The 25452-nt window shown below is 65.6% G+C and carries 27 protein-coding genes; 15 read left to right on the forward strand and 12 right to left on the reverse strand.

The annotated features are described in order from the left end of the window. The first annotated feature begins 54 nt into the window (after window positions 1–54). The 5 genes from ISP20_RS01425 to ISP20_RS01445 all read left to right on the forward strand — a co-directional run bounded on the left by ISP20_RS01425 (window position 55) and on the right by ISP20_RS01445 (window position 6092). Window positions 55–1404, forward strand: coding sequence for an SRPBCC family protein (locus ISP20_RS01425; protein ID WP_204634269.1), 1350 nt, complete (start codon window positions 55–57; stop codon window positions 1402–1404). A gap of 160 nt (window positions 1405–1564) precedes the next feature. Then, on the forward strand, window positions 1565–2497 hold the full coding sequence (locus ISP20_RS01430; RefSeq protein WP_204634270.1) for an ABC transporter ATP-binding protein: 933 nt from the start codon (window positions 1565–1567) through the stop codon (window positions 2495–2497). Beyond that, a complete protein-coding gene (locus ISP20_RS01435; RefSeq protein ID WP_204634271.1) occupies window positions 2494–3228 on the forward strand; it encodes an ABC transporter permease subunit in 735 nt (244 codons plus the stop codon). Before ISP20_RS01430 ends, ISP20_RS01435 begins: the two co-directional genes overlap by 4 nt. Beyond that, window positions 3225–5126, forward strand: coding sequence for a GldG family protein (locus ISP20_RS01440; protein ID WP_204634272.1), 1902 nt, complete (start codon window positions 3225–3227; stop codon window positions 5124–5126). Before ISP20_RS01435 ends, ISP20_RS01440 begins: the two co-directional genes overlap by 4 nt. Window positions 5127–5228: 102 nt before the next feature. Next, window positions 5229–6092: a cytochrome c oxidase assembly protein gene (locus tag ISP20_RS01445; RefSeq protein ID WP_204634273.1), complete on the forward strand. Its 864-nt coding sequence runs from the start codon at window positions 5229–5231 to the stop codon at window positions 6090–6092. Window positions 6093–6184: 92 nt separating this feature from the next. Here the strand turns inward: ISP20_RS01445 and ISP20_RS01450 are convergent, their stop codons facing one another. Both ISP20_RS01450 and ISP20_RS01455 read right to left on the reverse strand, forming a co-directional pair. Then, window positions 6185–6640, reverse strand: a complete 456-nt coding sequence (locus ISP20_RS01450) for a copper chaperone PCu(A)C (protein WP_204634274.1) — start codon at window positions 6638–6640, stop codon at window positions 6185–6187. Continuing rightward, window positions 6637–7254, reverse strand: coding sequence for an SCO family protein (locus tag ISP20_RS01455; protein WP_204634275.1), 618 nt, complete (start codon window positions 7252–7254; stop codon window positions 6637–6639). Before ISP20_RS01455 ends, ISP20_RS01450 begins: the two co-directional genes overlap by 4 nt. An 81-nt stretch (window positions 7255–7335) precedes the next feature. Here ISP20_RS01455 and ISP20_RS01460 point away from each other — a divergent pair, with 81 nt between their 5' ends. Beyond that, window positions 7336–7722 (forward strand): DUF423 domain-containing protein, encoded by a 387-nt coding sequence (locus ISP20_RS01460; RefSeq protein ID WP_204634276.1) that lies wholly within the window; start codon window positions 7336–7338, stop codon window positions 7720–7722. Here ISP20_RS01460 and ISP20_RS01465 read toward each other — a convergent pair whose 3' ends face one another. After that, window positions 7723–8187 carry a DUF1203 domain-containing protein gene (locus ISP20_RS01465; protein WP_204634277.1) on the reverse strand — a complete coding sequence of 155 codons (465 nt, stop codon included), beginning with the start codon at window positions 8185–8187 and terminating at the stop codon, window positions 7723–7725. A gap of 224 nt (window positions 8188–8411) precedes the next feature. Between ISP20_RS01465 and ISP20_RS01470 the strand changes: the two genes are divergently transcribed. Continuing rightward, a complete protein-coding gene (locus ISP20_RS01470; protein WP_204634278.1) occupies window positions 8412–9185 on the forward strand; it encodes an energy transducer TonB in 774 nt (257 codons plus the stop codon). 9 nt (window positions 9186–9194) lie between these two features. Here the strand turns inward: ISP20_RS01470 and ISP20_RS01475 are convergent, their stop codons facing one another. From ISP20_RS01475 to ISP20_RS01490, 4 genes are all read right to left on the reverse strand, one after another. Next, complete coding sequence (locus tag ISP20_RS01475; RefSeq protein ID WP_204634279.1) at window positions 9195–9398, reverse strand: hypothetical protein; 204 nt, start codon at window positions 9396–9398, stop codon at window positions 9195–9197. Between the two features lie 99 nt (window positions 9399–9497). Further along, window positions 9498–9689, reverse strand: coding sequence for a type II toxin-antitoxin system antitoxin (locus ISP20_RS01480; protein WP_204634280.1), 192 nt, complete (start codon window positions 9687–9689; stop codon window positions 9498–9500). Beyond that, a complete protein-coding gene (locus ISP20_RS01485; protein ID WP_204634281.1) occupies window positions 9679–10554 on the reverse strand; it encodes an SPFH domain-containing protein in 876 nt (291 codons plus the stop codon). Before ISP20_RS01485 ends, ISP20_RS01480 begins: the two co-directional genes overlap by 11 nt. Window positions 10555–10617: 63 nt before the next feature. Next, entirely contained in the window at window positions 10618–12111 is a 1494-nt protein-coding gene (locus ISP20_RS01490; protein WP_204634282.1) for a transglutaminase-like domain-containing protein, read from the reverse strand. A 143-nt stretch (window positions 12112–12254) separates the two neighbouring features. Between ISP20_RS01490 and purT the strand changes: the two genes are divergently transcribed. Together purT and ISP20_RS01500 are read left to right on the forward strand one after the other, a co-directional pair. Continuing rightward, window positions 12255–13436, forward strand: a complete 1182-nt coding sequence (gene purT / locus ISP20_RS01495; RefSeq protein WP_204634283.1) for a formate-dependent phosphoribosylglycinamide formyltransferase — start codon at window positions 12255–12257, stop codon at window positions 13434–13436. A gap of 317 nt (window positions 13437–13753) precedes the next feature. Continuing rightward, window positions 13754–15274: an FMN-binding glutamate synthase family protein gene (locus ISP20_RS01500; RefSeq protein WP_204634284.1), complete on the forward strand. Its 1521-nt coding sequence runs from the start codon at window positions 13754–13756 to the stop codon at window positions 15272–15274. A 146-nt stretch (window positions 15275–15420) separates the two neighbouring features. Here the strand turns inward: ISP20_RS01500 and ISP20_RS01505 are convergent, their stop codons facing one another. From ISP20_RS01505 to tesB, 3 genes are all read right to left on the reverse strand, one after another. Continuing rightward, on the reverse strand, window positions 15421–16131 hold the full coding sequence (locus tag ISP20_RS01505) for an arginyltransferase (protein WP_204634285.1): 711 nt from the start codon (window positions 16129–16131) through the stop codon (window positions 15421–15423). 78 nt (window positions 16132–16209) lie between these two features. Next, complete coding sequence (locus tag ISP20_RS01510) at window positions 16210–16602, reverse strand: putative signal transducing protein (protein ID WP_204634286.1); 393 nt, start codon at window positions 16600–16602, stop codon at window positions 16210–16212. Window positions 16603–16692: 90 nt separating this feature from the next. Further along, window positions 16693–17556 (reverse strand): acyl-CoA thioesterase II, encoded by an 864-nt coding sequence (gene tesB, locus ISP20_RS01515; protein ID WP_204634287.1) that lies wholly within the window; start codon window positions 17554–17556, stop codon window positions 16693–16695. 129 nt (window positions 17557–17685) lie between these two features. On the opposite strand from tesB, the gene ISP20_RS01520 reads away from it, so the two are divergent. Continuing rightward, window positions 17686–17943 (forward strand): helix-hairpin-helix domain-containing protein, encoded by a 258-nt coding sequence (locus ISP20_RS01520; RefSeq protein WP_204634288.1) that lies wholly within the window; start codon window positions 17686–17688, stop codon window positions 17941–17943. On the opposite strand, the gene ISP20_RS01525 is transcribed toward ISP20_RS01520, so the two are convergent. Continuing rightward, on the reverse strand, window positions 17933–18499 hold the full coding sequence (locus ISP20_RS01525; RefSeq protein ID WP_204634289.1) for an N-acetylmuramoyl-L-alanine amidase: 567 nt from the start codon (window positions 18497–18499) through the stop codon (window positions 17933–17935). The genes ISP20_RS01520 and ISP20_RS01525 overlap by 11 nt on opposite strands. Before the next feature lie 82 nt (window positions 18500–18581). On the opposite strand from ISP20_RS01525, the gene ISP20_RS01530 reads away from it, so the two are divergent. The 5 genes from ISP20_RS01530 to egtD all read left to right on the forward strand — a co-directional run bounded on the left by ISP20_RS01530 (window position 18582) and on the right by egtD (window position 24260). Then, window positions 18582–19106, forward strand: coding sequence for an alpha/beta hydrolase (locus ISP20_RS01530; RefSeq protein ID WP_204634290.1), 525 nt, complete (start codon window positions 18582–18584; stop codon window positions 19104–19106). Continuing rightward, the gene (gene rlmKL / locus ISP20_RS01535) at window positions 19103–21298 is read left to right on the forward strand and encodes a bifunctional 23S rRNA (guanine(2069)-N(7))-methyltransferase RlmK/23S rRNA (guanine(2445)-N(2))-methyltransferase RlmL (protein WP_204634291.1); all 2196 of its coding nucleotides are present in this window, start codon (window positions 19103–19105) and stop codon (window positions 21296–21298) included. The genes ISP20_RS01530 and rlmKL overlap by 4 nt, the downstream gene beginning before the upstream one ends. A gap of 127 nt (window positions 21299–21425) precedes the next feature. Further along, entirely contained in the window at window positions 21426–21782 is a 357-nt protein-coding gene (locus ISP20_RS01540) for a hypothetical protein (RefSeq protein ID WP_204634292.1), read from the forward strand. Between the two features lie 238 nt (window positions 21783–22020). Then, a complete protein-coding gene (gene egtB, locus ISP20_RS01545) occupies window positions 22021–23274 on the forward strand; it encodes an ergothioneine biosynthesis protein EgtB (protein WP_204634293.1) in 1254 nt (417 codons plus the stop codon). Further along, window positions 23271–24260, forward strand: a complete 990-nt coding sequence (gene egtD, locus ISP20_RS01550; protein WP_204634294.1) for an L-histidine N(alpha)-methyltransferase — start codon at window positions 23271–23273, stop codon at window positions 24258–24260. Before egtB ends, egtD begins: the two co-directional genes overlap by 4 nt. A 34-nt stretch (window positions 24261–24294) precedes the next feature. Here egtD and ISP20_RS01555 read toward each other — a convergent pair whose 3' ends face one another. Next, entirely contained in the window at window positions 24295–25449 is a 1155-nt protein-coding gene (locus ISP20_RS01555; protein WP_204634295.1) for a calcium:cation antiporter, read from the reverse strand. Between the last annotated feature and the right edge of the window lie 3 nt (window positions 25450–25452).

Consider the following 25452-nt stretch of genomic DNA (forward strand, 5'->3'; position numbering starts at 1 on the left):
TCCGGCGACTGCCTTTGTGCCGTGTACCAGATGAGACGTGCGGAGAATCCTGGAATGATGCGTGTTCTTGAGTTTATTGTTGCCCTGATCATCGTCGCCGTCGTGGCGGTGGTAGTGGGCGTGGTGATGCCTGGCAGCGGCCATGTCGAACGGTCGCTGGTCGTCGGCAAGGACATGCGTCAGGTCTACGACGTGCTCAACAACTTCCGTCGCTTCCCGGAATACTCCGTGCAGCGCGAGTACGACCGCAACATCAAGTTCGACTTCTCGGGCAAGGCTTACGGCCCCGGCGCTGAAATCAGCTGGGCCAGCGACGACGGCAAGGTCGGCAACGGCAAGTTCACCATCGCCTCCGCCGAGCCGAGCTTCGACAAGATCGACTCGACCGCCCGCAAAGCCACCATCGTGTGGAACGTCGACAACGACTGGCGCGGCAACGACAAGCACTTCACGCTCGACCTCGAGCGCAACGGCAGCCGCGGCCAGCTGACCAAGGTGACCTGGTCGTATGACGTCGACTACGGCTTCAACCTGATCAACCGCTACTCCAATCTTTACATTCACGGCGACCCGGATGCCTTCATCCAGTTCAGCCTGAACAACCTGCAGAACGTGGTGGCGTCGGTCCAGAACGTGGACTATACCAAGCTCATTCCGTACATCGAGCAGACCCAGCCCACGCCGGTGCTGATGGTGTCGACCTCGATCGAGCGCAAGGGTGGCCTCGAGGCCCTCAACGACGCGACCGACAAGGCCATTGGCCAGATCCAGGCCGCTGCCAAGAAGCTGGGCGTGACCACCACCGGTCCGCGCATCATCTACACGACCAACTACGGCGATCAGAACTACTCGTTCGACGTGGCCATGCCGATCAGCGCGACCAGCCTGAACGTAGGCGGCCAGAACGTTGAACTGGCGGCAGCCAAGGCTCCCGATCTGACGGCCGCTGCGGCCAGCACCAGCGCCGATGCCGCCAGCACGACCGGCGACACCACGCCGGGTGGCCACGATCGCTTCGGTCGCCTGATCGTCGACAACGACGTGCGCGCCTTCCTTGCCTTCGGTGGCCCGGCCCTCAAGGCCGTGTGGAACGGTACCGCCGCCGGCGTGCCGCAGACCCGCGACCTGATGAAGGCCTATGCGCAGACCCACGGCTACAAGTTCGACGAAGTGGTCGGCCGTTTCTACGACATCGAAGCCAAGCCGGAAGTGAAGCAGGGCGACGAAGTCACCCAGTACGCCGAGTTCGACGTGTACCTGCCGCTGAGCTGGGCTCCGGACCAGACGCCGGAACAGGCTGCGGGCATCAAGCCGCCGACGCTCGACGACAGCAGCAGCGAGCAGGCACCGGCCTCGTCCGGCACCGCCGCGGCTCCGGCCAGCGCTGCCAGCGCCGGCAAGTAAGTCGCCAGCGGCAAGCATCGAAAAGGCCCTTCCTCGCGAAGGGCCTTTTCATTTTCAGGCCTCGCTTCAAGCGGTTCCGGCGAACTTTTCGGTTACAGTGCGGGTCGACATCGCAGCCGCGACACGCGCGCAGCATTGCGCGCCACTGACTGCCCAGGACATGATCGAAACCGAACTGCTCACTCGACGCTACGGCGCCCTCACCGCGGTGGACTCGCTGAGTTTCCGCGCCGAGCCGGGCCAGGTGCTGGGCCTGCTGGGTCCCAACGGGGCCGGCAAGACCACCGCCATGCGCATGATCGCCGGCTTCCTTGAGCCGAGCTCGGGCACGGCGCGGGTATGCGGCTACGACGTGCGCAAGGAGCCGTTGAAGGCCAAGCGTGCGCTGGGCTATCTGCCCGAAGGCGCGCCGAGCTACGGCGAACTGACCGTGCGCGAATTCCTCACCTTCGTGATGCGCATGCGCGGCCTGCAGCGCGAGGAAGGCTATCGCCGCTTCGAACGCGTGGTCGGCGGGCTGCAGCTCGAGGGCGTGCTCGACCAGTGCATCGACACCTTGTCCAAGGGCCTCAAGCGTCGCGTGGGCCTGGCCCAGGCCATCGTGCACAACCCGCAGGTGCTGATGCTCGACGAGCCCACCGACGGTCTCGATCCGAACCAGAAACACACGGTGCGCCAGTTGATCGACCAGATGGCGCGCGATCGCACCATCCTCATCTCCACGCATCTGCTCGAAGAAGTGCACGCGCTGTGCAACCGCGTGGTGATCATCGCCAACGGGCGGCTGATGGTGGACGCCACGCCGGCCGAACTCGAATCGCGCTCGCGCTATCACGGCGCGGTGTCGTTCAGCGCGCCGGGCAGCGGCGTCTCGCAGGAAATGCTCGGGCGCCTGCCGCAGGTCGCGTCGATCGAAGTCGATCCGATGGACGGTCGCATCACGGTGTTCCCGCGGCCGGGCGAACGCATCCTCGAACCGGTGGAGACGCTGCTGCGCCAGCAGGGCCTGGAAGTGTCGGAGATCCAACTGGAGCGCGGACGACTCGACGAAGTGTTCCGCCAGATCACCACCGGCGCGGAGAGCAGGGCATGAGTCCGATCGCCGCGGTGACGCGCCGCGAGCTGCGCAGTTATTTCGTGACGCCGGTGGCGTACGTGTTCCTGGTCATCTTCCTGGTGCTGTCGGGCATCCTCACGTTCTACGCGGGCGATTTCTACGAACGCAACCAGGCCGACCTGCAACCGTTCTTCGTCATGCATCCGTGGCTTTACCTGGTGCTGGTGCCTGCGGTGTCGATGCGCATGTGGGCGGAGGAAGCCAAGGGCGGCACGCTGGAGTTGCTGATGAGCCTGCCGTTGACGCTGGCGCAGGCGATGCTCGGCAAGTTCTTCGCGGCGTGGATTTTCATCGGCCTGGCGCTGGTGCTGACCTTGCCGATCTGGATCACCGTGAACTACCTCGGCTCGCCGGACAACGGCGTGATCCTCGCCGGCTACATCGGCAGCTGGTTGATGGCGGGCGCGTTCCTGGCCATCGGCGCGTGCCTGTCGGCGGTGACGCAGAGCCAGGTGGTGGCTTTCGTGCTGACGCTGGTGGTGTGCTTCCTGCTGATCCTGGTGGGGCAGCCGCAGGTGATGGAATTCTTCCAGGGTGCGTTGCCGCGCAAGCTGGTGAACGGCCTGGCGCACCTGAGCATGGTGCGTCACTTCGAAGCCATCTCGCGCGGCGTGCTCGACCTGCGCGACCTGCTGTACTTCGTGGCGAGCATGGCCGCGTGGCTCACTGCCGGCGTGCTGACGCTCGACCTGAAGCGCACGCCATGAGCAACAAGCGCATCCATTTCAGTCGTCGCGCCGTGCTGTCGGCGGCCCTGGTGCTGCTGGGCATGCTGTTCGTGGTGTTCGTGCTGGCCAGCAGCCGCTGGCGCATGGGCCGCGTGGACCTCACCTCCGACCAGCTCTACACGCTCACGCCGGGCACGCTGCACATCGTGGACGGATTGCATGCGCCGCTGCGCCTGACGCTTTATTTCTCCAGCCATGCCACGCGCGACCTGCCGCAACTGCGCAGCTACGAACAGCGCGTGGCCGAGATGCTGCAGGAAATGGTGGCCCGCTCGCATGGCCACCTGCGCCTGCAGATCGTCGACCCGGTGCCGTATTCCGACGACGAGACCAGCGCCGAGGGTTACGGTTTGTCGCCGATCAATGGCGGCACCAACGGCGAGCGCGTGTTCTTCGGCCTGGTCGGCAGCACGCTGCCGGCCAATCCCGATGCGGACGGCGATGGCGAGGATCATCTGCCCAAGAAGGTGCAGGCGATCCCGTTGTTCGATCCGTCGCGCGAGACCTTCCTCGAGTACGACATCGCCAAGCTGCTCTACGAACTGGACCAGCCGTCCAAGCCGCTGATCGGTGTGATCAGCAGCCTGCCAGTGCAGGGCAACCCGGTGATCGGCGAAGAACCCTGGACGGTCATGCGCCAGCTGGCCCAGCAGTTCGACGTGAAGTCGCTGGATGGGGCCAAGCTCAAGCACATCGACAGCGACCTGAAGGCGCTGCTGGTGATTCATCCCAAGCACCTGCCGGCCGATGCGCTCTACGCGATCGACCAGTACGTGCTGCACGGCGGGCACCTGGTGGTGTTCGTCGATCCCGTCGCCGAGATGGACAACACGCCGTTCATCGACAGCAGCGGCGTCACCGACGATCACAACTCGGATCTGTCGCGCCTGTTCGCCGCGTGGGGCGTGCAGTACGACCCGCAGAAAGTCGTGCTCGACCGGTCGCGCGCCCTGCGCATCGAGCTGGCCGACAACAGTTCGATGAGCCATCCGGCGATGCTGGGCCTGGGCACCCAGGAGCTCAACCACGACGACGTGACCACGGCGAGCCTGCAGCGCATCAACGTCTCCAGCGTGGGCTATTTCGACCTAGCGCCGGGCACCACTTCGCGCCTGACGCCGTTGATGCAGTCGACCACCGATGCCGAAGTGGTGTCCAGCCAGCGCGTGCGCGAATCGATCAACAATCCGGCCGGGCTGCTCGACAACTACAAGCCCGACAACCTGCATTACGTGATCGCCGCCCGCGTGCGCGGCCAGTTTCCCACCGCCTTCCCCGAGCGCTCCAACGAAGCGGGCCACCTCGCAGGTGTCGCGGGCACCGCGGAAGTGATCCTGGTGGCCGATACCGACCTGTTGAGCGACCGGCTGTGGGTGTCCTATGCGCAGAGCCTGCTGGGCCAGCCGCAATTGAGCGCGATCGCCAACAACGGCGACCTGATCACCAACATCGCCGACAACCTCAGCGGTTCCTCGGCGTTGCTTTCCATCCATGGCCGGGTGAGTTCGCAGCGTCCTTTCACGCGCGTTGCCGCGCTGCGCAGCGCCGCCGACCAGAAGTTCCAGGCCAAGATGCAGGAGCTGCAGCGCGAACTGGCGGTGACGCGCTCGCGCCTGAGCGAATTGCAGCCCTCCAAGGGGACGGGTCGCGGCGATACGGCCACGCCGGAGCAGCGAGCGGAGATCGAGCAGTTCCTGCAGCGCCAGCTGGCGATCAACAAGGAATTGCGCGACGTGCAGCACCAGTTCAACGCGGAGATCGACGCGCTCGGCCTGCGCCTGAAGTTCATCAATATCGTGCTGATTCCGTTGCTGGTGACCCTGATCGGCCTGCTCTATGGCTGGCGCCGCTCTCGCCGCAGCAGGCGGCAGGCATGAGCGCGATGGCCGGCGCTGATGTGTCGCAGGCGCGCGCCGTCGATGCCGCGTCGCTCGCGCGTATGATGGGCAGTCGCCAGTGATTCGGTCCGGGTACGTTCGATGATCGCAAGCGTGCTCAAGTGGATCGTGCCCTGGGAGTTCTCCTGGGTTTTCCTGCTGGGCTTCATCGCCTGCAGCGTGCTGTATGTGCGCGGTTGCCGTCGCCTGCAGGTGAGCTTCGGACGCCGCCTGTCGTTCTGGCTCGGCATGGCGATGATCTACGTGTCGCTGCACACCTACCTGGATTATTTCTTCGAGCATGAGTTCTTCATGCACCGCATCCAGCAGATCGTGCTGCACCATCTGGCGCCGCTGCTGATCATCGCCTCCTATCCCGGCACCGTGTTGCACAAGGGCTTGCCGTTCGGCTGGCGGCTGCGCGCGCTGCGCCCGGTGCGCCGTTCGATGCCTTGGCGCATGGCCAGCGCGGTGTGGTGCAACCCCGCCGTGGCTACGGTGCTGTTCGTGGCGTTCATCCTGATCTGGCTGATCCCGTCCATGCAGACGCTGGCGATGCTGGATTGGCGCATCTACCGCTTCATGAACTGGTCGATGCTGGCCAGCGGCTTCACCTACTGGTGGCTGGTGCTCGACCATCGCCCGCGTCCGCCGGGCCGCATGACGCCGGGCATCCGCGTGTTGTCGCCCGGCATCACCATGACGCCGCAGATCCTGGCCGGCGCCATCGTCACGTTCTCCAAGACCGATCTCTACCCGATCTTCGAAATCTGCGGCCGCGCCTTCACCTTCAACGTGCTGACGGCACAGCTGGTGGGCGGTGTGATCATGTGGGTACCGGCGGCACTGATCGAGTCCATCGGCGCGCTGCTGGCGATGCGCCAGTGGCTCCGGCTTTCGCGCAGCGGGCGCATCCGGCGCAAGCCGTGGCCGACGAGAAGGTCGGCTGCTACTTCAGCCCGCTGAATTTCTTTTGTGGGAGCGCACTTGTGCGCGACTGCGAGGCGGCATGAAGGTGACAGTCGCGCACAAGTGCGCTCCCACAAGGGTGCTTTGAGTTACTGCTCGGCGCCGGTCGCGTTCGCCGGCCGCGCAACGAAATCCGCATCCAGCGTGCTGCCGTCGCCGAAGCTCAGCGTCACCTTGACCTTGTCGCCGATCTTCACCGGCGAAGTGGCCTTCATCAGCATCAGGTGATAACCGCCGGGCGAGAGTTCCACCTTGCCGTGCGCGGGAATGGCGAGCTCGTTCACCATCGACATGCGACTGACGCCACCCGCGCTGCTGCTCTGGTGCAGCATGGCGTCGGCGTAGTTCGGGCTGTGCGCGCCGCGCAGGCTGGCGGCCTGGTCGCCGGTGTTTTCCAGCGTGACGTACGCGCCGGCAGGGAGGTCGCCGGGCAGCACGCGGATCCACGCCGCGCTGGCGCGAACATGTTGCGCCTCGGTGGCGTGCACGCCCGCCGTCAGCAGCAGGCCGGCAGCAAGCAGGGGCAGGGTGAAACGCAGGCTCATGAATGGGTTCCCAGGCTCAGTAGCAGATGCAGGTCGTGAACCATCTGGTCCTGCGTGTTGCTTGGCGTCGACAGCAGGCGCGCCTTGCCGTTGCCGTCGAACAGATAGATGGCCGAACTGTGGCTCACTTCATACTGGCCGTCGGCGCGATCGGGTTCGCGCGTGAAAGCCGAACGGTAGCGCTTGCTCAGTGCCTCGATCTCGCGGGCCGGTCCCGACAGGCCCACGGCGCGCGGATCGAACGCGTTGACATAGGCATGCATCACCTCAGGCGTATCGCGCGCCGGATCGACGCTGACGAACAGGATGCGCGCACCGTCGGCCAGTGGCCCCAGCCGCTGCATCACCACGTGCAATTGCGCCAGCGTCAACGGGCACACATCCGGGCAATGCGTGTAGCCGAAATAGAGCAGCACCACTTTGCCGCGATAGTCCTGCGCGGTCACGTTCTTGCCGTGATCGTCGACAAGTTGGAAATCCAGATCGGGCATATGGCCGCTGACGTTATTAAGCTGCCACTCGACGCCGTCGTCGCGATGACAGCCAGCGAGCAGCAGGGTGCCAAGCGCCAGCATCAGCAGCAACAGCCAGCGGCGGGTGCGACAAAGCTTCATGCGAGAATCGATAGGAATCATCGGGTGAGCATACGACACTGGCCGCCCGGCCGGAGCGTGGCGAATCGAGGAGCAACGCAGATGCGACAACCTGCCTTGGCGACCGGCCTGCTGGTCGGGCTGACCGGCGCCACCGCCGTCGTTTTCGGTGCCTTCGGCGCGCACGCCTTGCGCGGCGTTCTCGATGCGCGCGGGACCGAGTTGTGGCACACCGCGGTGAGCTATCACTTCTGGCACGCGCTCGCCCTGGTCCTGGCCGTGATGGCCGGCGCGGGGCGGGCACGACGCGTCGCCCTCGCGGCTTTCGCCATCGGCATCGTGATCTTCAGCGGCAGCCTTTACGCGCTGGCGCTGGGGGCGCCACGCTGGTTCGGCGCGATCACGCCGCTGGGCGGCGTGGCCTTCATCGTTGGCTGGATCGCACTGGGCATCGCGCTGGCCGCCCGGGCCAGCCGCGACACGGACTGATCAGGCGCGGTCGATGCGGGCGGCGTAGCAGCCGGGACGCGCGTTGTGCACATGCAGGTAGGCGATCTGTTTGTTCTCGAACAAGCGGTCGATCAGCGGTTCCAGCTCGGTGCCCTGGGTCACGTCCGCATCGAGCAGGATGCCCCGTTCGTCGAAACCGCGAACCGAGAGCAGGCGACGGCGAAACTGTTCCGGCACCTCGTTGGTGCGGTCGTATTGCTGTTCGTCCTCGCGGATATAGATCGCGTAATTGGAGCGATAGGGCGTGTTCGCCGTTTGATGCTCGTAGTTCACCAGCAGCAGCGTCTGGCCGCGCCTGGCATCGGTCAGGCTGATGCGGCAGGGAAAGCCGCTGTCGCTGTCGGCCACGATGCGCATGGCGCGACGTTCCGCCAGGGCTTCATCGGACAGGGAGAACAGTTCGGCGAACGGTTCGGCGGGCAGGCCGGAAATGCGGAAGGACATGGAAAGCGCTCCGTTGAAGTAACGGTGCCAGCTTCGCGCCTACCGCGCCTGGCGGCCATCCGGATCTTGCGCAAGACGGGTCTGGCCTCTTTTGCCCTGTCGCCGGCGGGTTCCCTGGGGCACATTGCTCGCGGGGTATCCAGGGGAAGGCCATGCGCAAAATCGTCTGTTTGCTTTGCATGCTGGTTGCGACGCCCGCTCTTTGCACGGAGACGGTTGCTTCGATGCAGGAGCGTGCGGAAGCCAGCATGCTGGTCACGGGTTCGATCGACATCGCGCCGGATGGGACGCTCTCGTCCATGGCGATCGATCACCGCCAGGAGCTGCCGGCCGAGGTGGCCTCGCTGATCGATCGCGCCTCGGCGAAGTGGCGTTTTCCCGCCGATCCATCGGGCGATGCGGATACCCGACACGTCACCATGACCTTGCGCATCGTGGCCCGGACCGAGCCGGACGGGGCTTATCGAAGTCGGATCCGTGGCGCGACGTTCGGCGATCGGAAGCTTGACGGCCAGATCCGCTACAAGTCGCGGGTGTCGCCACGATATCCGTTGTTCGCTTATCAGAACCGCATTTCCGGCGACGTCTATCTGCTGATGCGGGTGGACGCCAGCGGCAAGGTCACCGACGTCGCCGCCGAGCAGGTGAACCTCGATACGGTGACGGAAGCATCCATGCAGGCCCAGATCCGCAGGATCTTTGCGGAGACTTGCGTCAACGTCGCGAAGTATTGGACCTTCGATGTCACGGGCGCGGGCAATCTGGCCGATGGTGCCTGGCTGGTGCGTGTACCGGTGCACTTCGGCATGGTGCAAGACCGTGCCACGCAAAACTATGGCAAGTGGCTGGTCTACGTGCCGGGTCCGCACGAACCGGTACGCTGGTTGGGGAAATACAACTATCCGCAACCTGCCAGCAACACCGATGCGCTGCCTGGCGGCAGCTTGCAGCCGGTGCAAAACCAGTTGGCGGTCATCGGCCCGTTGGATGGGGAGTGACTGTCCGCCTCAGTCGACGCGGAACACCTGCACGGATTCGCATTCCGGGCAGCGGTAGCTCTGCAGCTCCGCATCCTGCTTCTCGGACCACGCCACGGCTTCTTCCGGCAGCGAATCGTGCGGCTCCATCTCGATGCTCGAGCCCGTACGCAGACAGGCGTCGCACAACACGGGGCCGTCGGGGAGCGGGCGATAGGTTTGGCTGTTGGCCATGGCGGTTCTCCGGGACATCACGGTGTGTGAAGCGCCGAAGCTAGCCCCGGTGTCGTGCAGGTCGCGTCGAAGCGAGATCAATGCGGGGGCGTTTGCGCCTCAACCGGCGTCGTCGTCCTGTACCGGTTCGGACGTGTCGCGTTTCAACCGCCCCTGCTTGCGCAAAGCCTCGCGCAGAACGAATTCGATCTGCGCATTGACGCTGCGCAGATCGTCGTCGGCCCAGCGCTGCATGGCCTCGAGCACGGCAGCGCTGATGCGTAGGGGATAGGCTTTTTTCTCAACCGCCATAGAGCGTGCCGGCATTGACCACCGGTTGCGTGGAGCGGTCGCCGCACAGCACCACCAGCAGGTTGCTGACCATGGCGGCCTTGCGCTCCTCGTCCAGTTCGACGACGCCTTGCTGCTTGAGCTTGTCCAGCGCCATCGCCACCATGCCCACGGCGCCTTCGACGATGCGCTCGCGCGCTGCCACGATGGCGCTGGCCTGCTGGCGTTGCAGCATGGCCTGGGCGATTTCCTGGGCGTAGGCGAGGTGGCTGATGCGCGCCTCGATGACGCGTACGCCGGCTTTTTCCAGGCGGTTCTGGATTTCATCGCGCAGGTGGTTGTTGATCACTTCGCCGTGGCTGCGCAGGGCCGGCTTGCCATCGTCGTGCGAGTCGTATGGGTAGTTCTGTGCCATCTGGCGCAGCGCCGACTCGCTCTGGATGCTGACGAAATTCTCGTAGTCGTCCACGCAGAAGACGGCTTCGGCGGTGTCGACCACTTCCCATACCACCACGGCGGCGATTTCGATCGGGTTGCCGTCGCTGTCGTTGACCTTGAGCTTGCTGCTTTCGAAGTTGCGCACGCGCAGCGAGACGCGGCGGCGGGTGCAGAACGGGTTGGTCCAGCGCAGGCCTTCCTCGCGCACGGTGCCGTGGTACTTGCCGAACAACTGCAACACCTGGCCTTCGTTCGGAGCCACCTGGAAGAAGCCCTTGGCCATGAACACCGCCACCACGTGCATGAAGATGCCGAGGGCGAGCGCGACGACGACCGGCGCCTGGTGCACCAGCCCGTAGCCTTCGAGCGCCAAACCGACGAAGGCCAGAAGAATCACGAAAAAGACCGTGGGGATGCCGGCGGTCGAAAAACCTTGCTGTTCGTTCATGGGGGGTTCCTCCCTGGGTGCGGCGATTAGATATCAAAATGATATCTACTGCAAGGAGGGGGATTAGTCCCGGGTCGCCACCGCGCCGCCCATGGCGGTCGCCGCCTGCTCAGGCGCCGCGCCGACATGGGCGATCCGCATCTGGCCGAACAGGTTGGCCAGGTTGACGAAGTGCCACGGGTCGCCGTCGCCGCTGTCCAGGGCGAGATGGGCGCTGTCGAAGTGGCCCAGCGCCGCATCGAAACTCTGCCAGCGGCCATGCACCCAGGCCTGGACCCAGGCGTGCGGGACGAACACCTGCCGGCTGCCACCGTAGCGGTCGGCATAGACCATGCCGGTGACCACACGCGCCGGAATGTGCTGCGCCCGCGCCAGCGCCGCCAGCAACACGGCGTGCGCCTTGCAGTCGCCGGCGCGCAGGCGCACCACTTCAAGCGCCGAGGCGTAGCCGATATCGCGGCCATGGGGTTGGATGTAGCCGCTCACGAAGTCACGCAGCTGGAGGATCTTCTGCTGGTCGTCCTCGGCGCTGATGCTGGCCTCCGCCGCCAGCGCTCGAATCGGTGGGGCATCCGATTGCACCCAGGCATTGGCCTGGGTGTCCGCCGGCGTCGGTGGCGCCTGACCGCCGGGCACGGCGTTGCCCACATCCACCAGCCAATCGCCGTTGCCGAGACGACTGACGCGCTGCTCGTCGGTCGAGATCACCGGTTGCGAGTCGCCGTCGGCCACGTGGATGACGTAGCGCAGGCCGCCCTGGCGCATCGAGACCGACAGGCCCTGGGGCGAATCGACCATCGAGGCGCGCAGCATGTCGATGGCCTCCACCGGCGCCAGCGCGCAGGCTTCGCTGCAGGCGAGCAGATCCAATGGGTGGCCCAGCATGTCCAGCGAGCTCTTGCGCGTCTCGCCTCGCTGGTTGACCCACAGGTCCATGCGCTGCACGCCGCGTGGCGTCTGCAGCACTTCGCGCTGGTGGTTCAACACCTCGCTGCCGTCCGGCAGCGACACGCGCTCGTTGCCCAGCACTTCGATGTCCACCGTGGCGACATCCTGGCTGGCGGGATCGAACAGGCTCAGCGTGTAGTGGCCGCTGCGGCTGGCCGCGCCGGCCATGGCCTGCCGCTGGCCGTCGCTCAGCAAGGCGCCGACGGGCCATGCCAGGGTGGACTCGCTGGCCCGTCCCGCCACCGTGGTGGTCACGGCATAGCGGCCGTCGGCCTGGCGCCGGCCGTCGACGATGCTGTCGGAGGTCGACAGCATGCTGCGCGAATAGAACCCCAGCGGCTGGCTATCCAGCGTCTCGACGCTGCGGGTGAGCACGCTCATGGGGATGGTCTTGCCGTTGCGGTTGATCTCGATCCGCAGGTCCTGGGTGGTGGTGACCTGCTTGCCGTCGTTCACCCGGTCGATGCGCAGGTGGCCGATGCGCCTCCCCGCCAACTGCACCGTCATCCAGGTGGTGTCGCTGGATACGCTCTCCACCGTCCCGGCAACGAGGCTGGGTGCGGGACTGAGCGCGAGCGCCATCCATAGCGCGGCAAGCCATTGGCGCATCGGTCGCTCCGTGGGGACGGTGACGACTACAGTCAATGCCGGTCGATGTCGTTCGTCAATGGAATTTGCGTGATGACGACGTGGCGTGGCGCGATTGTCCAAAGGGCCGCTTACAATGGCGCTTTGCCCCTCCGGAGAGACCGATGAAGCCCTTTGGCACGCCTTATTCCGATCGCGCGTTGCGCGTGCTGTTGCTGGGATCGGGCGAACTAGGCAAGGAAGTGGCGATCGAGTTGCAGCGCTACGCGGTGGAGGTGATCGCGGCGGATCGCTATGCCCACGCGCCGGCCATGCAGGTGGCCCATCGCAGTCATGTGATCGACATGCTCGATGGCGCCGCATTGCGCGCACTGATCGAGCAGGAGAAGCCCGATCTGGTGGTGCCGGAGATCGAGGCGATCCACACGCCCACGCTGATCGAGCTGGAGAAGGAAGGCCTGCGCGTCATCCCGACCGCACGTGCTGCCTGGCTCACCATGGATCGCGAAGGCATCCGCCGCCTGGCTGCCGAAGAGCTGCAGCTGCCGACCTCGCGCTACCGGTTCTGCGACACCGAAACCCACTATCGCGAGGCCGTTGCCAACATCGGCCTGCCGTTCGTGATCAAGCCGGTGATGAGCTCCTCCGGCAAGGGCCAGAGCGTGGTGCGCGAAGAGGGCGAGTTGCAGCACGCCTGGGATTACGCGCAGTCCGGCGGCCGCGCCGGCAAGGGGCGGGTGATCGTCGAAGGCTTCGTCGATTTCGACTACGAAATCACCTTGCTCACCGTGCGCCACCAGGACGGCGTCAGCTTCTGCGCGCCGATCGGCCATCGCCAGGAAGACGGCGACTATCGCGAATCCTGGCAGCCGCAACCGATGAGCGAGGTCGCGCTGCAGGAAGCCCAGCGGCAAGCAGCCGCGATTACCGGCGCGCTGGGTGGCTGGGGCGTGTTCGGGGTGGAGTTCTTCGTCAAGGGCGACAGCGTGATCTTCTCGGAAGTCAGTCCGCGCCCGCACGACACCGGCCTGGTGACGCTGATCTCGCAAGACCTTTCGGAATTCGCCCTGCACGCACGCGCGATCCTCGGCCTGCCGATTCCCGTCATTCGCCAGCTCGGCCCGTCGGCGTCGTGCGCGGTGCTGGTGGAGGGCGATGGCGAGGCGCCGCAGTATCACAACGTCGCCGACGCCTTGAAGGAGCCCGACACGCAGCTGCGCATCTTCGGCAAGCCGACGGTGAAGGGGCGTCGCCGCATGGCCGTGACGCTGGCGCGCGACGAGAGCGTGGAGGCGGCGAAGGCCAAGGCCATCCGCGCGGCCAAGAGCATTCGGGTCACGCTGTAACGTCTTAGCGCTGGTGCAATATCTCTCGATAACCACTACTTCTCACCGTCATTCCGGCGCAGGCCGGAATCCAGTAGCGAATACGCCGAGTTATCGCGATAGCCAGCCACGTTCCATGGATAGGTCTCGCGAAAACCCGTGACAGAGGTCACTGGATTCCGGCCTGCGCGGGAATGACGGTGAGAGGGTAAGCAGTCGCTTAGTGCGGGGCGTGAAAGGAAAACGGTTGTATCGTTGATCGAGTGGCGGCTGCCCGGGAGATCGTCCCGCGCGCCGCATGGATGACCTGCAACACGCTGAAGATTGGGGAGACACCGATGCAACCGACAGGCTTCGCACATTGGCTGGTCGTGATGATTGAAACCTTCGCGGCCTTGTTCCTGCTGCTGTTGGTGCTGCTGGTCGTGGTGATCGGCGTGGTCTGGCTGGTGGATCGCAACCAGACCAGCAACTCGGTGCTGCGCAACTTCCCGGTGATCGGCCACTTCCGCTACTGGTTCCTGCACCTGGGCGAATTCTTCCGCCAGTACCTGTATTCCAGCGATCGCGAAGAACTGCCGTTCAACCGCGCGCAGCGTACCTGGGTGTACCGCGCGGCGAAGAACGTGGATAACACCAATGCGTTCGGCTCCACCCGCGACCTGCGTGGCGAAGGCGTGCCGTTCTTCGTCAATGCGCCGTTTCCGGCGTTGGGCGAAAAGCATGTCGATCCGTTGCCGGTGACGCTGGGTCCGTATTCGCGCGAACCGTATTCGCACGCCGCGTTCTTCAATATCTCGGCGATGAGTTTCGGTGCATTGTCGGCACCGGCGGTACGCGCGCTGTCGCACGGCGCGAAGAAGGCCGGCATCTGGATGGACACGGGCGAGGGCGGACTGGCGCCGTATCACCTGGAAGGCGGCTGCGACATCATCTTCGAGATCGGCACGGCGAAATACGGCGTGCGCACGCCCGACGGCAAGCTCGATGACAAGAAACTGCTGGATATCTGCGCGCACCCGCAGGTGAAGATGGTCAGCATCAAGCTCGGCCAGGGCGCCAAGCCCGGCATGGGCGGCCTGCTGCCGGCGGCCAAGGTGACGCCGGAAATCGCCGCCATCCGCGGCATTCCGGTGGGCGAGGATTCGCAGAGTCCCAATCGCCACCTCGACATCGGCAACGTGCAGGAGCTGATGGATTCGATCCAGCACATCCGCGAACTCACCGGCAAACCGGTGGGCTTCAAGGCGGTATTCGGCGGCGTGGACTGGATCGCCGACCTATGCGACGAAGTGAGCAGGCGCGGCATCGAAAGCGCGCCGGATTTCATCATCGTCGACGGTTCGGAAGGCGGTACCGGCGCCGCGCCGCAAACCTTGATGGAAGGCGTGGGCCTGCCGTTGCACGAAGCCTTGCCGGCACTGGTCGACCTGCTGGTGGTGAAGGGATTGCGCGAGCGCGTGAAGGTGATCTGCTCGGGCAAGTGCATCACGGCATACGACGTGGCGTGGGCGCTGTCGATGGGCGCGGACTTCGTCAATTCGGCGCGCGGCTTCATGTTGGCGCTGGGCTGCATCCAGTCGCTGCAGTGCAATCGCAACACCTGTCCCACCGGCATCACTACGCAAAACCCCAAGTTGCAGCGCGGGCTGGTAGTGGCCGACAAGCGCGAGCGCGTGGCGAACTACGCCACCAACGTGATGCATGAGGTGGGCATCATTGCGCACAGCTGCGGCGTGGACGAACCGCGACAGCTCAATCGAAACCATTGCCGCATCGTGGGCGACGATGGCATTTCGGTGCCGCTGGTGAAGTTGTATCCGTATCCGGTGGTGCCACGCGCGGCGACGCAGGCGTAAACAGCGCAAACACCGCAAACTCCACCTGTGGGAGCGCACTTGTGCGCGACTGGCACGCTGCGGTGTACCGCTCCGTCGTTTGCCGCGCGCAAGCGCGCTCCCACAAGGTGTTGGCGGAATGATTGCTGTCGCGCACCACGGGGGACTCAACCTTCCGCCATCTCCACCCAGCCCTCGCTGGTGCGGATCTGCATCGGGCGGAACTTGCGCTTGTAGTCCATCTTCGGATGGCCGGCGATCCAGAAGCCCAGGTAGATCCAGGGCAGGCCGCGGCGCTTGGCCAGCGCGACCTGCTGCAGGATCGAGAACGTGCCCAGGCTGCGCGCGGTTTCTTCCGGCTCGTAGAACGTATAGACGGCCGAAAGCCCCTGCTGGCAGACGTCCGTCACGGCCACGCCGAGCAGGCGCGGGCCCTGGCGGAACTCCAGGAACATGGTCGGGCTCCACGGCGCGGTGAGGAAGCGGCGGAAGTCGCTGGCGTCGGCTTCGTCCATGCCGCCGCCGGGGTGGCGCTGGCGCAGGTAGCGCTCGTACAGCGCGTGGCGTTCGGCGTTGTAGCCGGCCATCGACTCGATCACCTGCAGGTCCTCGTTGCGCTTGAGGCAACGGCGCTGGCTGCGGTCGGGCGTGAAGCGCTCGACGTCGATGCGGCAGGGCGTGCAGGCCCGGCAGCTGGTGCAGTACGGGTAGTACAGATGCCCACCCGCGCGTCGGAAGCCACGCTCCAGCGCCGGACCGTACAACTGGTCCAGTTGCGGGGCGGCCGGATCGATCACCAGGTTCTGTGCCGTGCGCTCGGCAAAGTAGCCGCAGGCGTGCGGCAGGGTTTGGAAGAGGCGGACACGGTCAGAGCGCATGGCCTGATTCTATGTCCGGTCTGCATCACTGTGTCAGTAGGACAAATCTGATACAGCGCTCAGGGGACCCTGAACAGGTCAGATGACACCCATATAGCGCAGCATCAGCACCACAAAGGCGCCGGCCACGGCCAACATGACAATACGGCGTACCCGGTTGGCCATGCCCTGGCGCTTCATGTCCGGGGTGGCGTTGCGGGCCAGCGCCAGCTCCTCGCCGTGGCGGATCACCGGCTCGATGCCCAGCTCTTTCAGCAGGGCGCGGGCGCGGGTGTAGTCGTCCGCCCGGGTCACCCAGACCTGGGCCCAGTTGTCCCGGTTCTCCTGGCGCTGCGTGTAGCTGAAGCGCTGGTAGGTCCCGCGGTTGTAGTTCGAGCGGTTCTCGATGGTGCACTCGATGCCTTGCTCCTTGAGGAGTTTGGCAACCCGATCGATGTTTTCCTGGCGGGGCGATGTGTAGAGCTGACGCATAAGGAAACCTTGGTTCGCCGGGCGGGCAGGTGCGGGAATGACTGGCCGCGGGGATCGGCCAGACCGATATTACTACGCTGGTCCAGCGCCTCAGCCGCGCAGGCGGATCAGGCCCTCCTGGGCCGTCGAGGCGACCAGGCGGCCGTCGCGGCTGAAGATCTGGCCGCGCGCGAGGCCTCGGGAACCCTGGGCAGTCGGGCTGTCGAACGAGTACAGCAGCCATTCGTCGACCCGGAACGGGCGGTGGAACCACAGCGCGTGGTCCAGGCTCGCCATCTGCACGTTGTGCGTGTAGTACGAGATGCCGTGCGGCAGGGTGGCGGTGCCGATCAGGTTGAAGTCCGAGGCGTAGGCAAGCAGCGAGCGCTGCAGCGCCGGCGAATCGCCGACGCGCGCGCTCAGGCGGAACCAGATGTGCTGGATCGGCGGCCGCTTGGTGGGGTGCAGTTTGTCCTGCGGCCACACATGGCGGAATTCGAACGGCGCATCGACGCCCAGCCAGCGCTGCAGCTTCTCCGGCAGCTTGGCCAGCTGTTCCGGCGGCACTGCCTGCATCGGTTCGATGTCTTCGGGCATCGGCACTTCAGGCATCGAGGACTGATGCTCGAAGCCGGTTTCCGGCACCTGGAAAGAGATCGAGCCGTTGAGGATCGGCTGGCCGTGCTGGATCGCCACCACGCGGCGCGACGAGAACGTACCGCCGTCGCGCGTGCGCTCGACGTTGTAGACGATCGGCGCCTTGATGTCGCCCGCGCGCAGGAAATAGGCGTGCAGCGAGTGGGCTTCGCGGTCCGGATCCACCGTGCGCTGGGCGGCGGACAGCGCCTGGCCCAGCACCTGGCCGCCGAACACGAAATGCGTGCCGATGTCCCGGCTCTGGCCGCGGAACAGGTTGTCCTCCAGACGCTCCAGTTCGAGCAGGTCGACGAGTTCGCGGACGTGGTTTTCCGTCATGGAGGGCAGGCTCAAGTGGGTGGCCGCCGATTATAGCGATTGTCTCCGACTGTCTCGGTCGGATTTGTCCGGCAGACGAGTCGCTGGCCGCGACGGTATTCATCGCCTAAACCATCAGGGGCGGCCGTCATGGAACAGTTTTCAGACTGGGAACGGCAGCGTTTGCTGGACCCGCCGGGCGTTGGGCTCTCGGTGATCTCCCGCCTGGAGCAGATCGGCATCTGCTCGCTGGAGCAATTGGCGGGTGCTGAAGTGGACGATTTGCTGCTGCAGATCAGCACTTTGCTGGGCGCCACCTGCTGGCGCAGCAGCCCGCAGGCGCGCGTCGCGGTGATGCTGGCGGTCGCACTGGCGCGCCAATCCGCGCCCGTGGCGGCTAGCCGCTAGCCGGGGTCCAACGGGTCAGGCCGCTGCCTTCCAACACCTCTGGCCAGGGGAACATCGGGCCGGGGTCGAGCTTGCGCGGTACATCCCGGGTTGGATCGTCGCTGGCCGGCATGCGGTCGGTGTCCAGCTGCTCATGGCCGGCGATCAACCGCAAACGGGGAAACTCCTGCCTCAGCTGCTCCAGCAGGGCTCGCAGCGCGGCGAGCTGGGCCGGCGGGTAGGGCTCGGTCATGGTCTGGCGGCGCGAGTCCCACCAGTCCGGGTAGCGTCCCAGGTTGACCAGCTCGATCCCGATGGAATGGGGGTTGTGGCCGCGCACATGGTGGGCCACGCGCGTTGCCGGCACGTACTGGTAGGTGCTGCCGTCCCGGTCGATGTAGTAATGCCCGCTGGCGCCCGCACCGCTTTCGTAGAGCACCCGCTCGCCGTACTCGCGGGCGATGGCGAGATCCGGCAGCTCGGTGCAGTGGATCACCACCATGTCCACCGCCTCGACGGGGCGCTCGGGCAACAGGGAGACGTACGGAAGCGGGTGTTCAATGATGGTCAGCGGCATGGGCGGGAGTCTATGCGACGGTGGCCCAGGACGTCGCCTGTTACCATGCGCGGCCTGATGGACGCAGTTAGTGGAGACCGCGATGCGCGGCCAGATCATTCTTTCGCATGGCTCGGACTCCGGTCCGGATGCCACCAAGGTCAGCGTGCTGGCCGCCTTTGCCGAGGCCCTGGGTTGGAAAACCCAGCGCCCGGACTATCGCAGCGATGATCTGGCGGGCCACGCCGGCTCGGTCGATCCGCGTCTGCAGCGCCTGCTCGCCGCCATCGATGCGGTAGACGCGCCGCCGGTGCTGGTCGGTTCCAGCATGGGCGCCTTCGTATCCGGCCTGGCTTCGCTGCAGCGCCCGGTGGCGGGCCTGTTCCTGCTGGCCACGCCCAGCGAGATCCCCGGCTACCGCCAGGCATTCGGCTCGGCCGAGGGCGTGCCCACGCTGCTCTACCACGGCTGGCGCGACGACGTATGTCCGCCCGAAGGCGTGATTGCATTCTCCGCCCGCCGCCGCCTGCCGCTGATCATGGTCGATGACGACCATCGCCTGAGCGACAGCGTCGATCGTATCGTCGAGCAGTTCGGCTTGTTCCTCACCGCAGTGGCAGCCGCATGAGCGCCTTCTTCGCCAGCTGTCCCAAGGGCCTGGAATACCTGCTGCGCGACGAACTGGTCGCGCTCGGTGCGGGCGACGTGCGCGAGGCGCTGGCCGGCGTGCATTTCTCCGGCACGCTGGAAACCGCCTATCGCGCCTGCCTGTGGTCGCGCCTGGCCAGCCGCGTGCTGATGCCGCTGGCCGAGTTCGACGCGGCCACCGACGATGCGCTGTATGCAGGCGTGCAGTCCATCGACTGGTCGCAGCATCTGGCCTCGCATGCCACCCTGGCGGTCGACGCCAACTCGGCGCAGAGCAAACTCACGCATAGCCAGTTCCTCGCGCAGCGCGTGAAGGATGCGGTGGTCGACCAGTTCCGCCAGCGCGACGGCTCGCGCCCCGGCGTGGATACCGACGAACCGGACGTACGCATCAACCTGCGCCTGCGCCGCGACCGCGCCACGCTCTCGCTCGACCTGGCCGGTGCGCCGCTGCATCGCCGCGGCTGGCGCGAAGTGCAGGGCGAAGCGCCGCTGAAGGAAAACCTCGCGGCCGCGATGCTGTTGCGCGCGCGTTGGCCGGAGATCTATGCCGAAGGCGGCGCGCTGCTCGATCCCATGTGCGGTTCGGGCACGCTATTGGTGGAGGGCGCCTGGATGGCGGCCGACGTCGCCCCGGGCCTGCATCGCGAGTACTACGGTTTTCTGGGTTGGGCCCAGCACGACATCGCTGTGTGGCGTGGCCTGTTGGAAGAGGCGCGCCAGCGCGCCGAAACCGGCCTGCGCGCGCTGCGCAGCTGCTTCTTCGGCAGCGACGCGGATTCGCGCATGGTGCAGACGGCCAAGCGCAATGCGCAGGAAGCGGGCGTCGCCGGTTTCCTTACGCTGGACAAGCACGATGCCACCCATGTGTCGCCGCCGCCGGGCTATACGCGCGGGCTGGTGATCACCAATCCGCCCTATGGCGAGCGCCTGGGCGACCGGGTGGAAATGCCACGGCTCTACCGTGCCCTCGGTGAAACCTTGCGCGAGCGTTTTGCCGGCTGGCGTGCCGCCGTGCTGGCGGGAGACGAGGAGTTGGGGCACGCCATTCCGCTGCGCGCCGAAAAGAAATACGCGCTCTACAACGGCGCACTGGAAACGCAGCTGCTGGTGTTCGAACTGCATGCGCGCAGCGAAACGCCGCGCGAGGTGAAGCCGCTTTCCGAAGGCGCGCAGATGCTGCGCAACCGGCTGGAGAAAACCGTGCGCCACCAGCGCAAGCGCCTCGATCGCGAGGGCATCCACTGCTGGCGCGCCTATGACCAGGACCTGCCCGAATATGCGGCCGCCATCGACGTCTACGGCCGCGAGGGCGCCGAACCGTGGCTGCATATCCAGGAATACAGGGCGCCGGTGGAGATCCCCGTCGAGACCGCCCGCCATCGCCTGCGCGAGATCGTGCGCGTGGCTGGCGAAGTGCTCGGCGTGCCGCGCGAACGCATTGCGCTGAAGACGCGTGAGCGCGGCAAGGGCGGCTCCAAGTACGGCCAGTTCGACCAGCGCGGCGAGTTCATCGAGGTGGCCGAAGGCGGCCTGCGTTTCCTGGCGAACCTCACCGACTACCTGGACACCGGGCTGTTCATCGATCACCGCCTGGTGCGCGCCAAGCTGCGCGAGCTCGCCTCGGGCCGTCGCTTCCTCAACCTGTTTGCCTATACCGCCACGGCGAGCGTCTATGCGGCCGCGGGCGAGGCGCGGGACACCACCAGCGTGGATCTCTCGGCCACCTACCTGGATTGGGCCTCGCGCAATCTGGCGCTCAATGGCTTCACCGGCGGCAAGCATCGCCTGATGCAGGCGGATGCGATGACCTTCCTCAAGCAGGACAAGGAACGCTACGGATTGATCTACGTCGATCCGCCGACGTTCTCCAACTCCAAGCGGGCGGAAGACTTCGACGTCCAGCGCGACCACGTGCCGTTGTTGCTGGCCTGTGCCGAGCGTCTTTCCAGCGACGGCGTGCTGGTGTTCTCGAACAACTTCCGGCGCTTCAAGTTGAACCAGGAAGCGTTGGCTGAACGGTTCCTCATCGAGGACTGGAGTGCGCCCAGCATCCCGTTCGACTTCACCCGCCGCTCGGACATCCACGGCTGCTGGCTGCTGCGCCTGCATCCGCAGGAATCGCCCTGGGGCGAGAGTGTGAACCACGTCCGGAACAAGAGCAGGCGTTAAGCATTTTCACGGTTTCTACTCAGTCCGGATTCAGCGCAAAAGTCACAGCATTGATCCCGGCAAAGAGCGATAGAAGGCAAGGTCGAGTCCTTCTGTCGGAATCAAGCCTCCCTTGGGAGACAATTTCATGAACAAGACGAAGATTTCCACCCTCAAGCGCGTTGCAGTGGCCACGGCCTTGGTCGTTGGCTGTGCCGCCGTTGCCCCGGCGTTCGCGGGCCATGTCAGCTTGAACGTGGGTATCGGTCTGCCGGCCGTGGGCGTGGGTTACTACGCACCGGCCCCGGTGGTGTACGCACCGCCTCCGCCGGTGTATTACGCGCCGGCTCCGGCCCCCGTGGTCTACGGCGGTCCCGTGTACGGCGGTCCGGTGGTGTACCCGGCAGTCGGCGCGGCGGTCGTGGTCGGTGGCCACCCGGGCTACTACCATCGCGGCGGTTACTACTATCGCGGTGGCTACCGTTACTACGGTCACGGTCACTGATCGCGTAGCAGCATGTCGATACGAAGAAGCCCGGCCTTGTGCCGGGTTTCTTTTTTTTGCAGCGCGGAAACCCCAGGCGGAGCGCGCCGTCGTCAGCAATCCGCCATCCTCCTATCACAACTTTTGAACGTTCCCTGCGGCATCGTGCGCGCATGTCACGGCGCACTGGCCACGGTATGAGTGTTCAACAAACGACTGGCTCGGCCGGCCACGGCGTCACCCTATCCCGGAGGTCGCGATGACGTTGGCGCATTCGGCCGCGCAAGCCGAGGCGTTGACGCTGCGATTCCGGAGAATCCGCTCCCGCAGCATGGCCTTGTGTGCTGCGCTGACGCCTGAAGACATGATGGTGCAATCGATGCCGGACGCCAGTCCGGCGAAGTGGCATCTTGCGCATACCACCTGGTTCTTCGAACGCTTCGTGCTCGAGCGCGATGCCGCCTATCGCTCGCCGCATCCGGAGTGGAACTACCTGTTCAACTCCTACTACCAGTCGGTCGGGCCGATGCATGCGCGCCCTCAGCGGGGCCTGCTGTCGCGTCCCGGCGTGGCGCAGATACGCGACTACCGCGAACGCGTCGACGAGGCGATCGGCGACTGGCTGTCGCGCGGCGTCGATGCCACCACCCAAGGCATCATCGAACTGGGCCTGGAGCACGAACAGCAGCATCAGGAGCTGCTGATCACCGACATCAAGCACGCGTTCTCGATCAATCCGTTGTTGCCCGCGTATACCGCGCCGCTGGCCTCGTCGTCGGCCACCACGTCGGTGCCGATGACCTTCATCCCGGGCCGGGAAGGCATCGTGGAAATGGGGCATCGGGGCAACGGCTTCGCCTTCGACAACGAGTCGCCTCGCCATCGCACGCTGCTGCAGCCGCACGCGCTGGCCAACCGGCCGGTGACCAATGCCGAATACGCCGCCTTCGTGCGCGACGGCGGCTATAGCGAGCCTTCGCTGTGGTTGTCCGAAGGGTGGGACACCATTCGTCGTGAGCAATGGCAGCGGCCGTTCTACTGGCAGGAAGACCTGTCCAGCGAATTCACGCTGGCCGGCGTGCAGCCGATCGATCCGGATGCGCCGGTGAGCCACATCAGCTATTTCGAAGCCGACGCCTTCGCGCACTGGGCCGGCGCACGCCTGCCCACCGAAGCGGAATGGGAGAGTGCCGCTTCTTCGGTGCCCGTGCAGGGCAACCTGCTCGATGCGATGGCGTTCCATCCCCAGGCCGCCACGGCCGGCGAGGGGATGCTGCAGATGTTCGGCGACGTGTGGGAGTGGACCGCCTCGCCCTACGTCAGCTATCCCGGCTTCCGTCCGCTGGCCGGCGCGCTGGGCGAATACAACGGCAAGTTCATGAACGGGCAGTGGGTGCTGCGCGGCGGTTCCTGTGCGACGCCACGCGAACACCTGCGCGCGACCTACCGGAATTTCTTTCCTCCTCATGCCCGCTGGCAGTTCATGGGGATACGCTTGGGACAGGACCGATGAGTGTGCAAGCTTCCTTCGATATCCGCGACGACGATCGCCGCCCACCGGTCGACGACCTGCTCGGCATCGTGCAACGCGGGCTGCGTGCGCGGCCCAAGCGCTTGCCGTCCTGGCTGTTCTACGACGAACGCGGTTCGCAATTGTTCGAAGACATCTGCGAGCAGCCCGAGTACTACCTGACGCGCAGCGAGATCGCGTTGATGGACACGCACGCGGGCGACATCGCCGACGTGCTGGGTCCCGACGTGCGCCTGGTGGAATACGGCAGCGGCAATGCGATCAAGACGCGCATGCTGCTGGAGCACCTGCACGCACCGGTGTCGTATGTGCCGGTGGAGATTTCCGCCGAGCCGCTGCGCAACAGCACGCAGGCCTTGAACGAGCGCTTTCCCGGCGTGCCGGTGCAGGCGCTGCATGCCGACTTCACGCGCCCGCTGCGGCTACCGATTCCGCCGCGGGCGCCACGGCGCACGGTGATCTATTTCCCCGGCTCCACCATCGGCAATTTCGAGGCGCGCGATGCGGCAGATCTGCTGCGCAAGATGCGTGGCGAGATGGGCGACAACGGCGGCATCCTGATCGGCGCCGACCTGAAGAAGGACACGGCGACGATCGAGGCCGCGTACAACGACAAGGCCGGCGTGACCAGCGAGTTCACGCTCAACATGCTGGTGCGCCTGAATCGCGAGATCGGCAGCGACTTCGACCTGTCGAGCTTCCGCCATCGCTCGCACTACAACGTGATGGCCGGGCGCATCGAAACCTTCATCGTCAGCACGCGCGACCAGAAGGTACGCGTGGGCAAGCAGCAGGTGGGTTTCACGGCTGAAGAGGCGATGCAGGTGGAATACAGCTGCAAGTATTCGCCGGAAGACTTCGCCGCGCTCGCCGGCAAGGCAGGCCTTGCGGTGGCTCACGAGTGGACCGATCCGCAAGGGATGTTCGCCGTGTACTACCTCGTGCGAGCCGGGGCACGCGGCGCCTGAGGCGGGCAGGGCGCGCTCTTGCGAGTGCGCTCCGCTAGGGGCTGAACACCAGCACCAGGAACACCGCGAACATCGACAGGTGCACGGCGCCTTCGAGCATCGTGGTGCGCCATCCCGAGAAGGTCAGCGTGCTCAACACCAGCGTCGAGGCGAGCAGCACGATGCTGGCCGGCGGCAGGCCCAGCACGACCGGCTTGCCGGTGAACAGGCCAATCGCCAGCACCGCGGGCACGGTGAGCCCCACCGTCGACGCTGCGCCGCCCAGGCACAGGTTGATCGCGCGTGTGAGCTGATCGCGGCGAATGGCGATCAGTGCCGAGATGCCTTCGGGCGTGAATACCAGCATGGCGATGATGACGCCGCCCAGCGCATGCGGCGCGCCGGTCGCCGCGATGCCGTAGTCCAGCACCTTGGCGAGGCTCTTGGACAGGATCACGATCGGCAGGATGTTGACCAGCAGCAACACCAGATGGAGTGCCATCTCGCCCTTGCGTGCACGGCGCGGTGGCGGCGGCGGTTCTTCCGGCACGATCTGGTCGGTATCGGAACGTGGCGCCACGAAATAGCCCTGGTGGCGGCCCGTCTGCAACCACAGGAACATGCCGTACAACCCGATGGTGAGAATCGAGAAGCTCACCGCCTGCAGGGTGGTCAGCGAGCCGTCGGGCGTGGATGCGGTGAAACTGGGCAGGACCAGTGCAATGGTGGCAAGCGGAATGATCACCGCCAGGAACGCGGACGCGCCGTGCAGGTTGTAGGCCTGCTCATGGTGGCGCATGCCGCCGATCAACAAGCCCAGTCCCACCACGCCGTTCAACACGATCATCAACACCGCGAACATGGTGTCGCGCGCCAGCGTGGCGGTGTCGCCGGCACCCAGCATCACCGCCGAGATCAGCACCACTTCGATCAGCACGATCGACAAGGTGAGCACCAGCGTGCCCACCGGTTCGCCCAGCAGGCCGGCGAGTTCCTCGGCTTCGTGCACCACGCCGAACGATCCCCACACGATCACCAGGAACAGCCAGGCAAACAGCGAGATGCCGATCGCGTGGCTGCTCAGGTGTTGCATCCAGTCCGAACCGAAGACCAGGAACAGCACCACCGTGCCCCAGGCAACGGCGGGGCGTATCAGCATCTTCGGCTGGAACATCGGTTGCGCTTCGAGGGTCGTTGAGTCGAGGCTCATGGG

The sequence above is a fragment of the Dyella kyungheensis genome (genome assembly GCF_016905005.1).
Classification (GTDB): Bacteria; Pseudomonadota; Gammaproteobacteria; order Xanthomonadales; family Rhodanobacteraceae; genus Dyella; species Dyella kyungheensis.

Excerpts from the sequence above, each read along its gene's own strand:
- purT (WP_204634283.1), top strand. The coding sequence starts at position 12,255 with ATGAAGCCCTTTGGCACGCCTTATTCCGATCGCGCGTTGCGCGTGCTG.
- ISP20_RS01460 (WP_204634276.1), top strand. The coding sequence starts at position 7,336 with ATGCGACAACCTGCCTTGGCGACCGGCCTGCTGGTCGGGCTGACCGGC.
- ISP20_RS01480 (WP_204634280.1), bottom strand. The coding sequence starts at position 9,689 with ATGGCGGTTGAGAAAAAAGCCTATCCCCTACGCATCAGCGCTGCCGTG.
- ISP20_RS01445 (WP_204634273.1), top strand. The coding sequence starts at position 5,229 with ATGATCGCAAGCGTGCTCAAGTGGATCGTGCCCTGGGAGTTCTCCTGG.
- ISP20_RS01455 (WP_204634275.1), bottom strand. The coding sequence starts at position 7,254 with ATGAAGCTTTGTCGCACCCGCCGCTGGCTGTTGCTGCTGATGCTGGCG.
- ISP20_RS01475 (WP_204634279.1), bottom strand. The coding sequence starts at position 9,398 with ATGGCCAACAGCCAAACCTATCGCCCGCTCCCCGACGGCCCCGTGTTG.
- ISP20_RS01520 (WP_204634288.1), top strand. The coding sequence starts at position 17,686 with ATGGAACAGTTTTCAGACTGGGAACGGCAGCGTTTGCTGGACCCGCCG.
- ISP20_RS01435 (WP_204634271.1), top strand. The coding sequence starts at position 2,494 with ATGAGTCCGATCGCCGCGGTGACGCGCCGCGAGCTGCGCAGTTATTTC.
- ISP20_RS01510 (WP_204634286.1), bottom strand. The coding sequence starts at position 16,602 with ATGCGTCAGCTCTACACATCGCCCCGCCAGGAAAACATCGATCGGGTT.
- tesB (WP_204634287.1), bottom strand. The coding sequence starts at position 17,556 with ATGACGGAAAACCACGTCCGCGAACTCGTCGACCTGCTCGAACTGGAG.
- ISP20_RS01555 (WP_204634295.1), bottom strand. The coding sequence starts at position 25,449 with ATGAGCCTCGACTCAACGACCCTCGAAGCGCAACCGATGTTCCAGCCG.
- ISP20_RS01540 (WP_204634292.1), top strand. The coding sequence starts at position 21,426 with ATGAACAAGACGAAGATTTCCACCCTCAAGCGCGTTGCAGTGGCCACG.
- ISP20_RS01470 (WP_204634278.1), top strand. The coding sequence starts at position 8,412 with ATGCAGGAGCGTGCGGAAGCCAGCATGCTGGTCACGGGTTCGATCGAC.
- egtD (WP_204634294.1), top strand. The coding sequence starts at position 23,271 with ATGAGTGTGCAAGCTTCCTTCGATATCCGCGACGACGATCGCCGCCCA.
- rlmKL (WP_204634291.1), top strand. The coding sequence starts at position 19,103 with ATGAGCGCCTTCTTCGCCAGCTGTCCCAAGGGCCTGGAATACCTGCTG.
- ISP20_RS01430 (WP_204634270.1), top strand. The coding sequence starts at position 1,565 with ATGATCGAAACCGAACTGCTCACTCGACGCTACGGCGCCCTCACCGCG.
- ISP20_RS01450 (WP_204634274.1), bottom strand. The coding sequence starts at position 6,640 with ATGAGCCTGCGTTTCACCCTGCCCCTGCTTGCTGCCGGCCTGCTGCTG.
- ISP20_RS01440 (WP_204634272.1), top strand. The coding sequence starts at position 3,225 with ATGAGCAACAAGCGCATCCATTTCAGTCGTCGCGCCGTGCTGTCGGCG.
- ISP20_RS01490 (WP_204634282.1), bottom strand. The coding sequence starts at position 12,111 with ATGCGCCAATGGCTTGCCGCGCTATGGATGGCGCTCGCGCTCAGTCCC.
- ISP20_RS01425 (WP_204634269.1), top strand. The coding sequence starts at position 55 with ATGATGCGTGTTCTTGAGTTTATTGTTGCCCTGATCATCGTCGCCGTC.
- ISP20_RS01485 (WP_204634281.1), bottom strand. The coding sequence starts at position 10,554 with ATGAACGAACAGCAAGGTTTTTCGACCGCCGGCATCCCCACGGTCTTT.
- egtB (WP_204634293.1), top strand. The coding sequence starts at position 22,021 with ATGACGTTGGCGCATTCGGCCGCGCAAGCCGAGGCGTTGACGCTGCGA.
- ISP20_RS01525 (WP_204634289.1), bottom strand. The coding sequence starts at position 18,499 with ATGCCGCTGACCATCATTGAACACCCGCTTCCGTACGTCTCCCTGTTG.
- ISP20_RS01500 (WP_204634284.1), top strand. The coding sequence starts at position 13,754 with ATGCAACCGACAGGCTTCGCACATTGGCTGGTCGTGATGATTGAAACC.
- ISP20_RS01505 (WP_204634285.1), bottom strand. The coding sequence starts at position 16,131 with ATGCGCTCTGACCGTGTCCGCCTCTTCCAAACCCTGCCGCACGCCTGC.
- ISP20_RS01530 (WP_204634290.1), top strand. The coding sequence starts at position 18,582 with ATGCGCGGCCAGATCATTCTTTCGCATGGCTCGGACTCCGGTCCGGAT.
- ISP20_RS01465 (WP_204634277.1), bottom strand. The coding sequence starts at position 8,187 with ATGTCCTTCCGCATTTCCGGCCTGCCCGCCGAACCGTTCGCCGAACTG.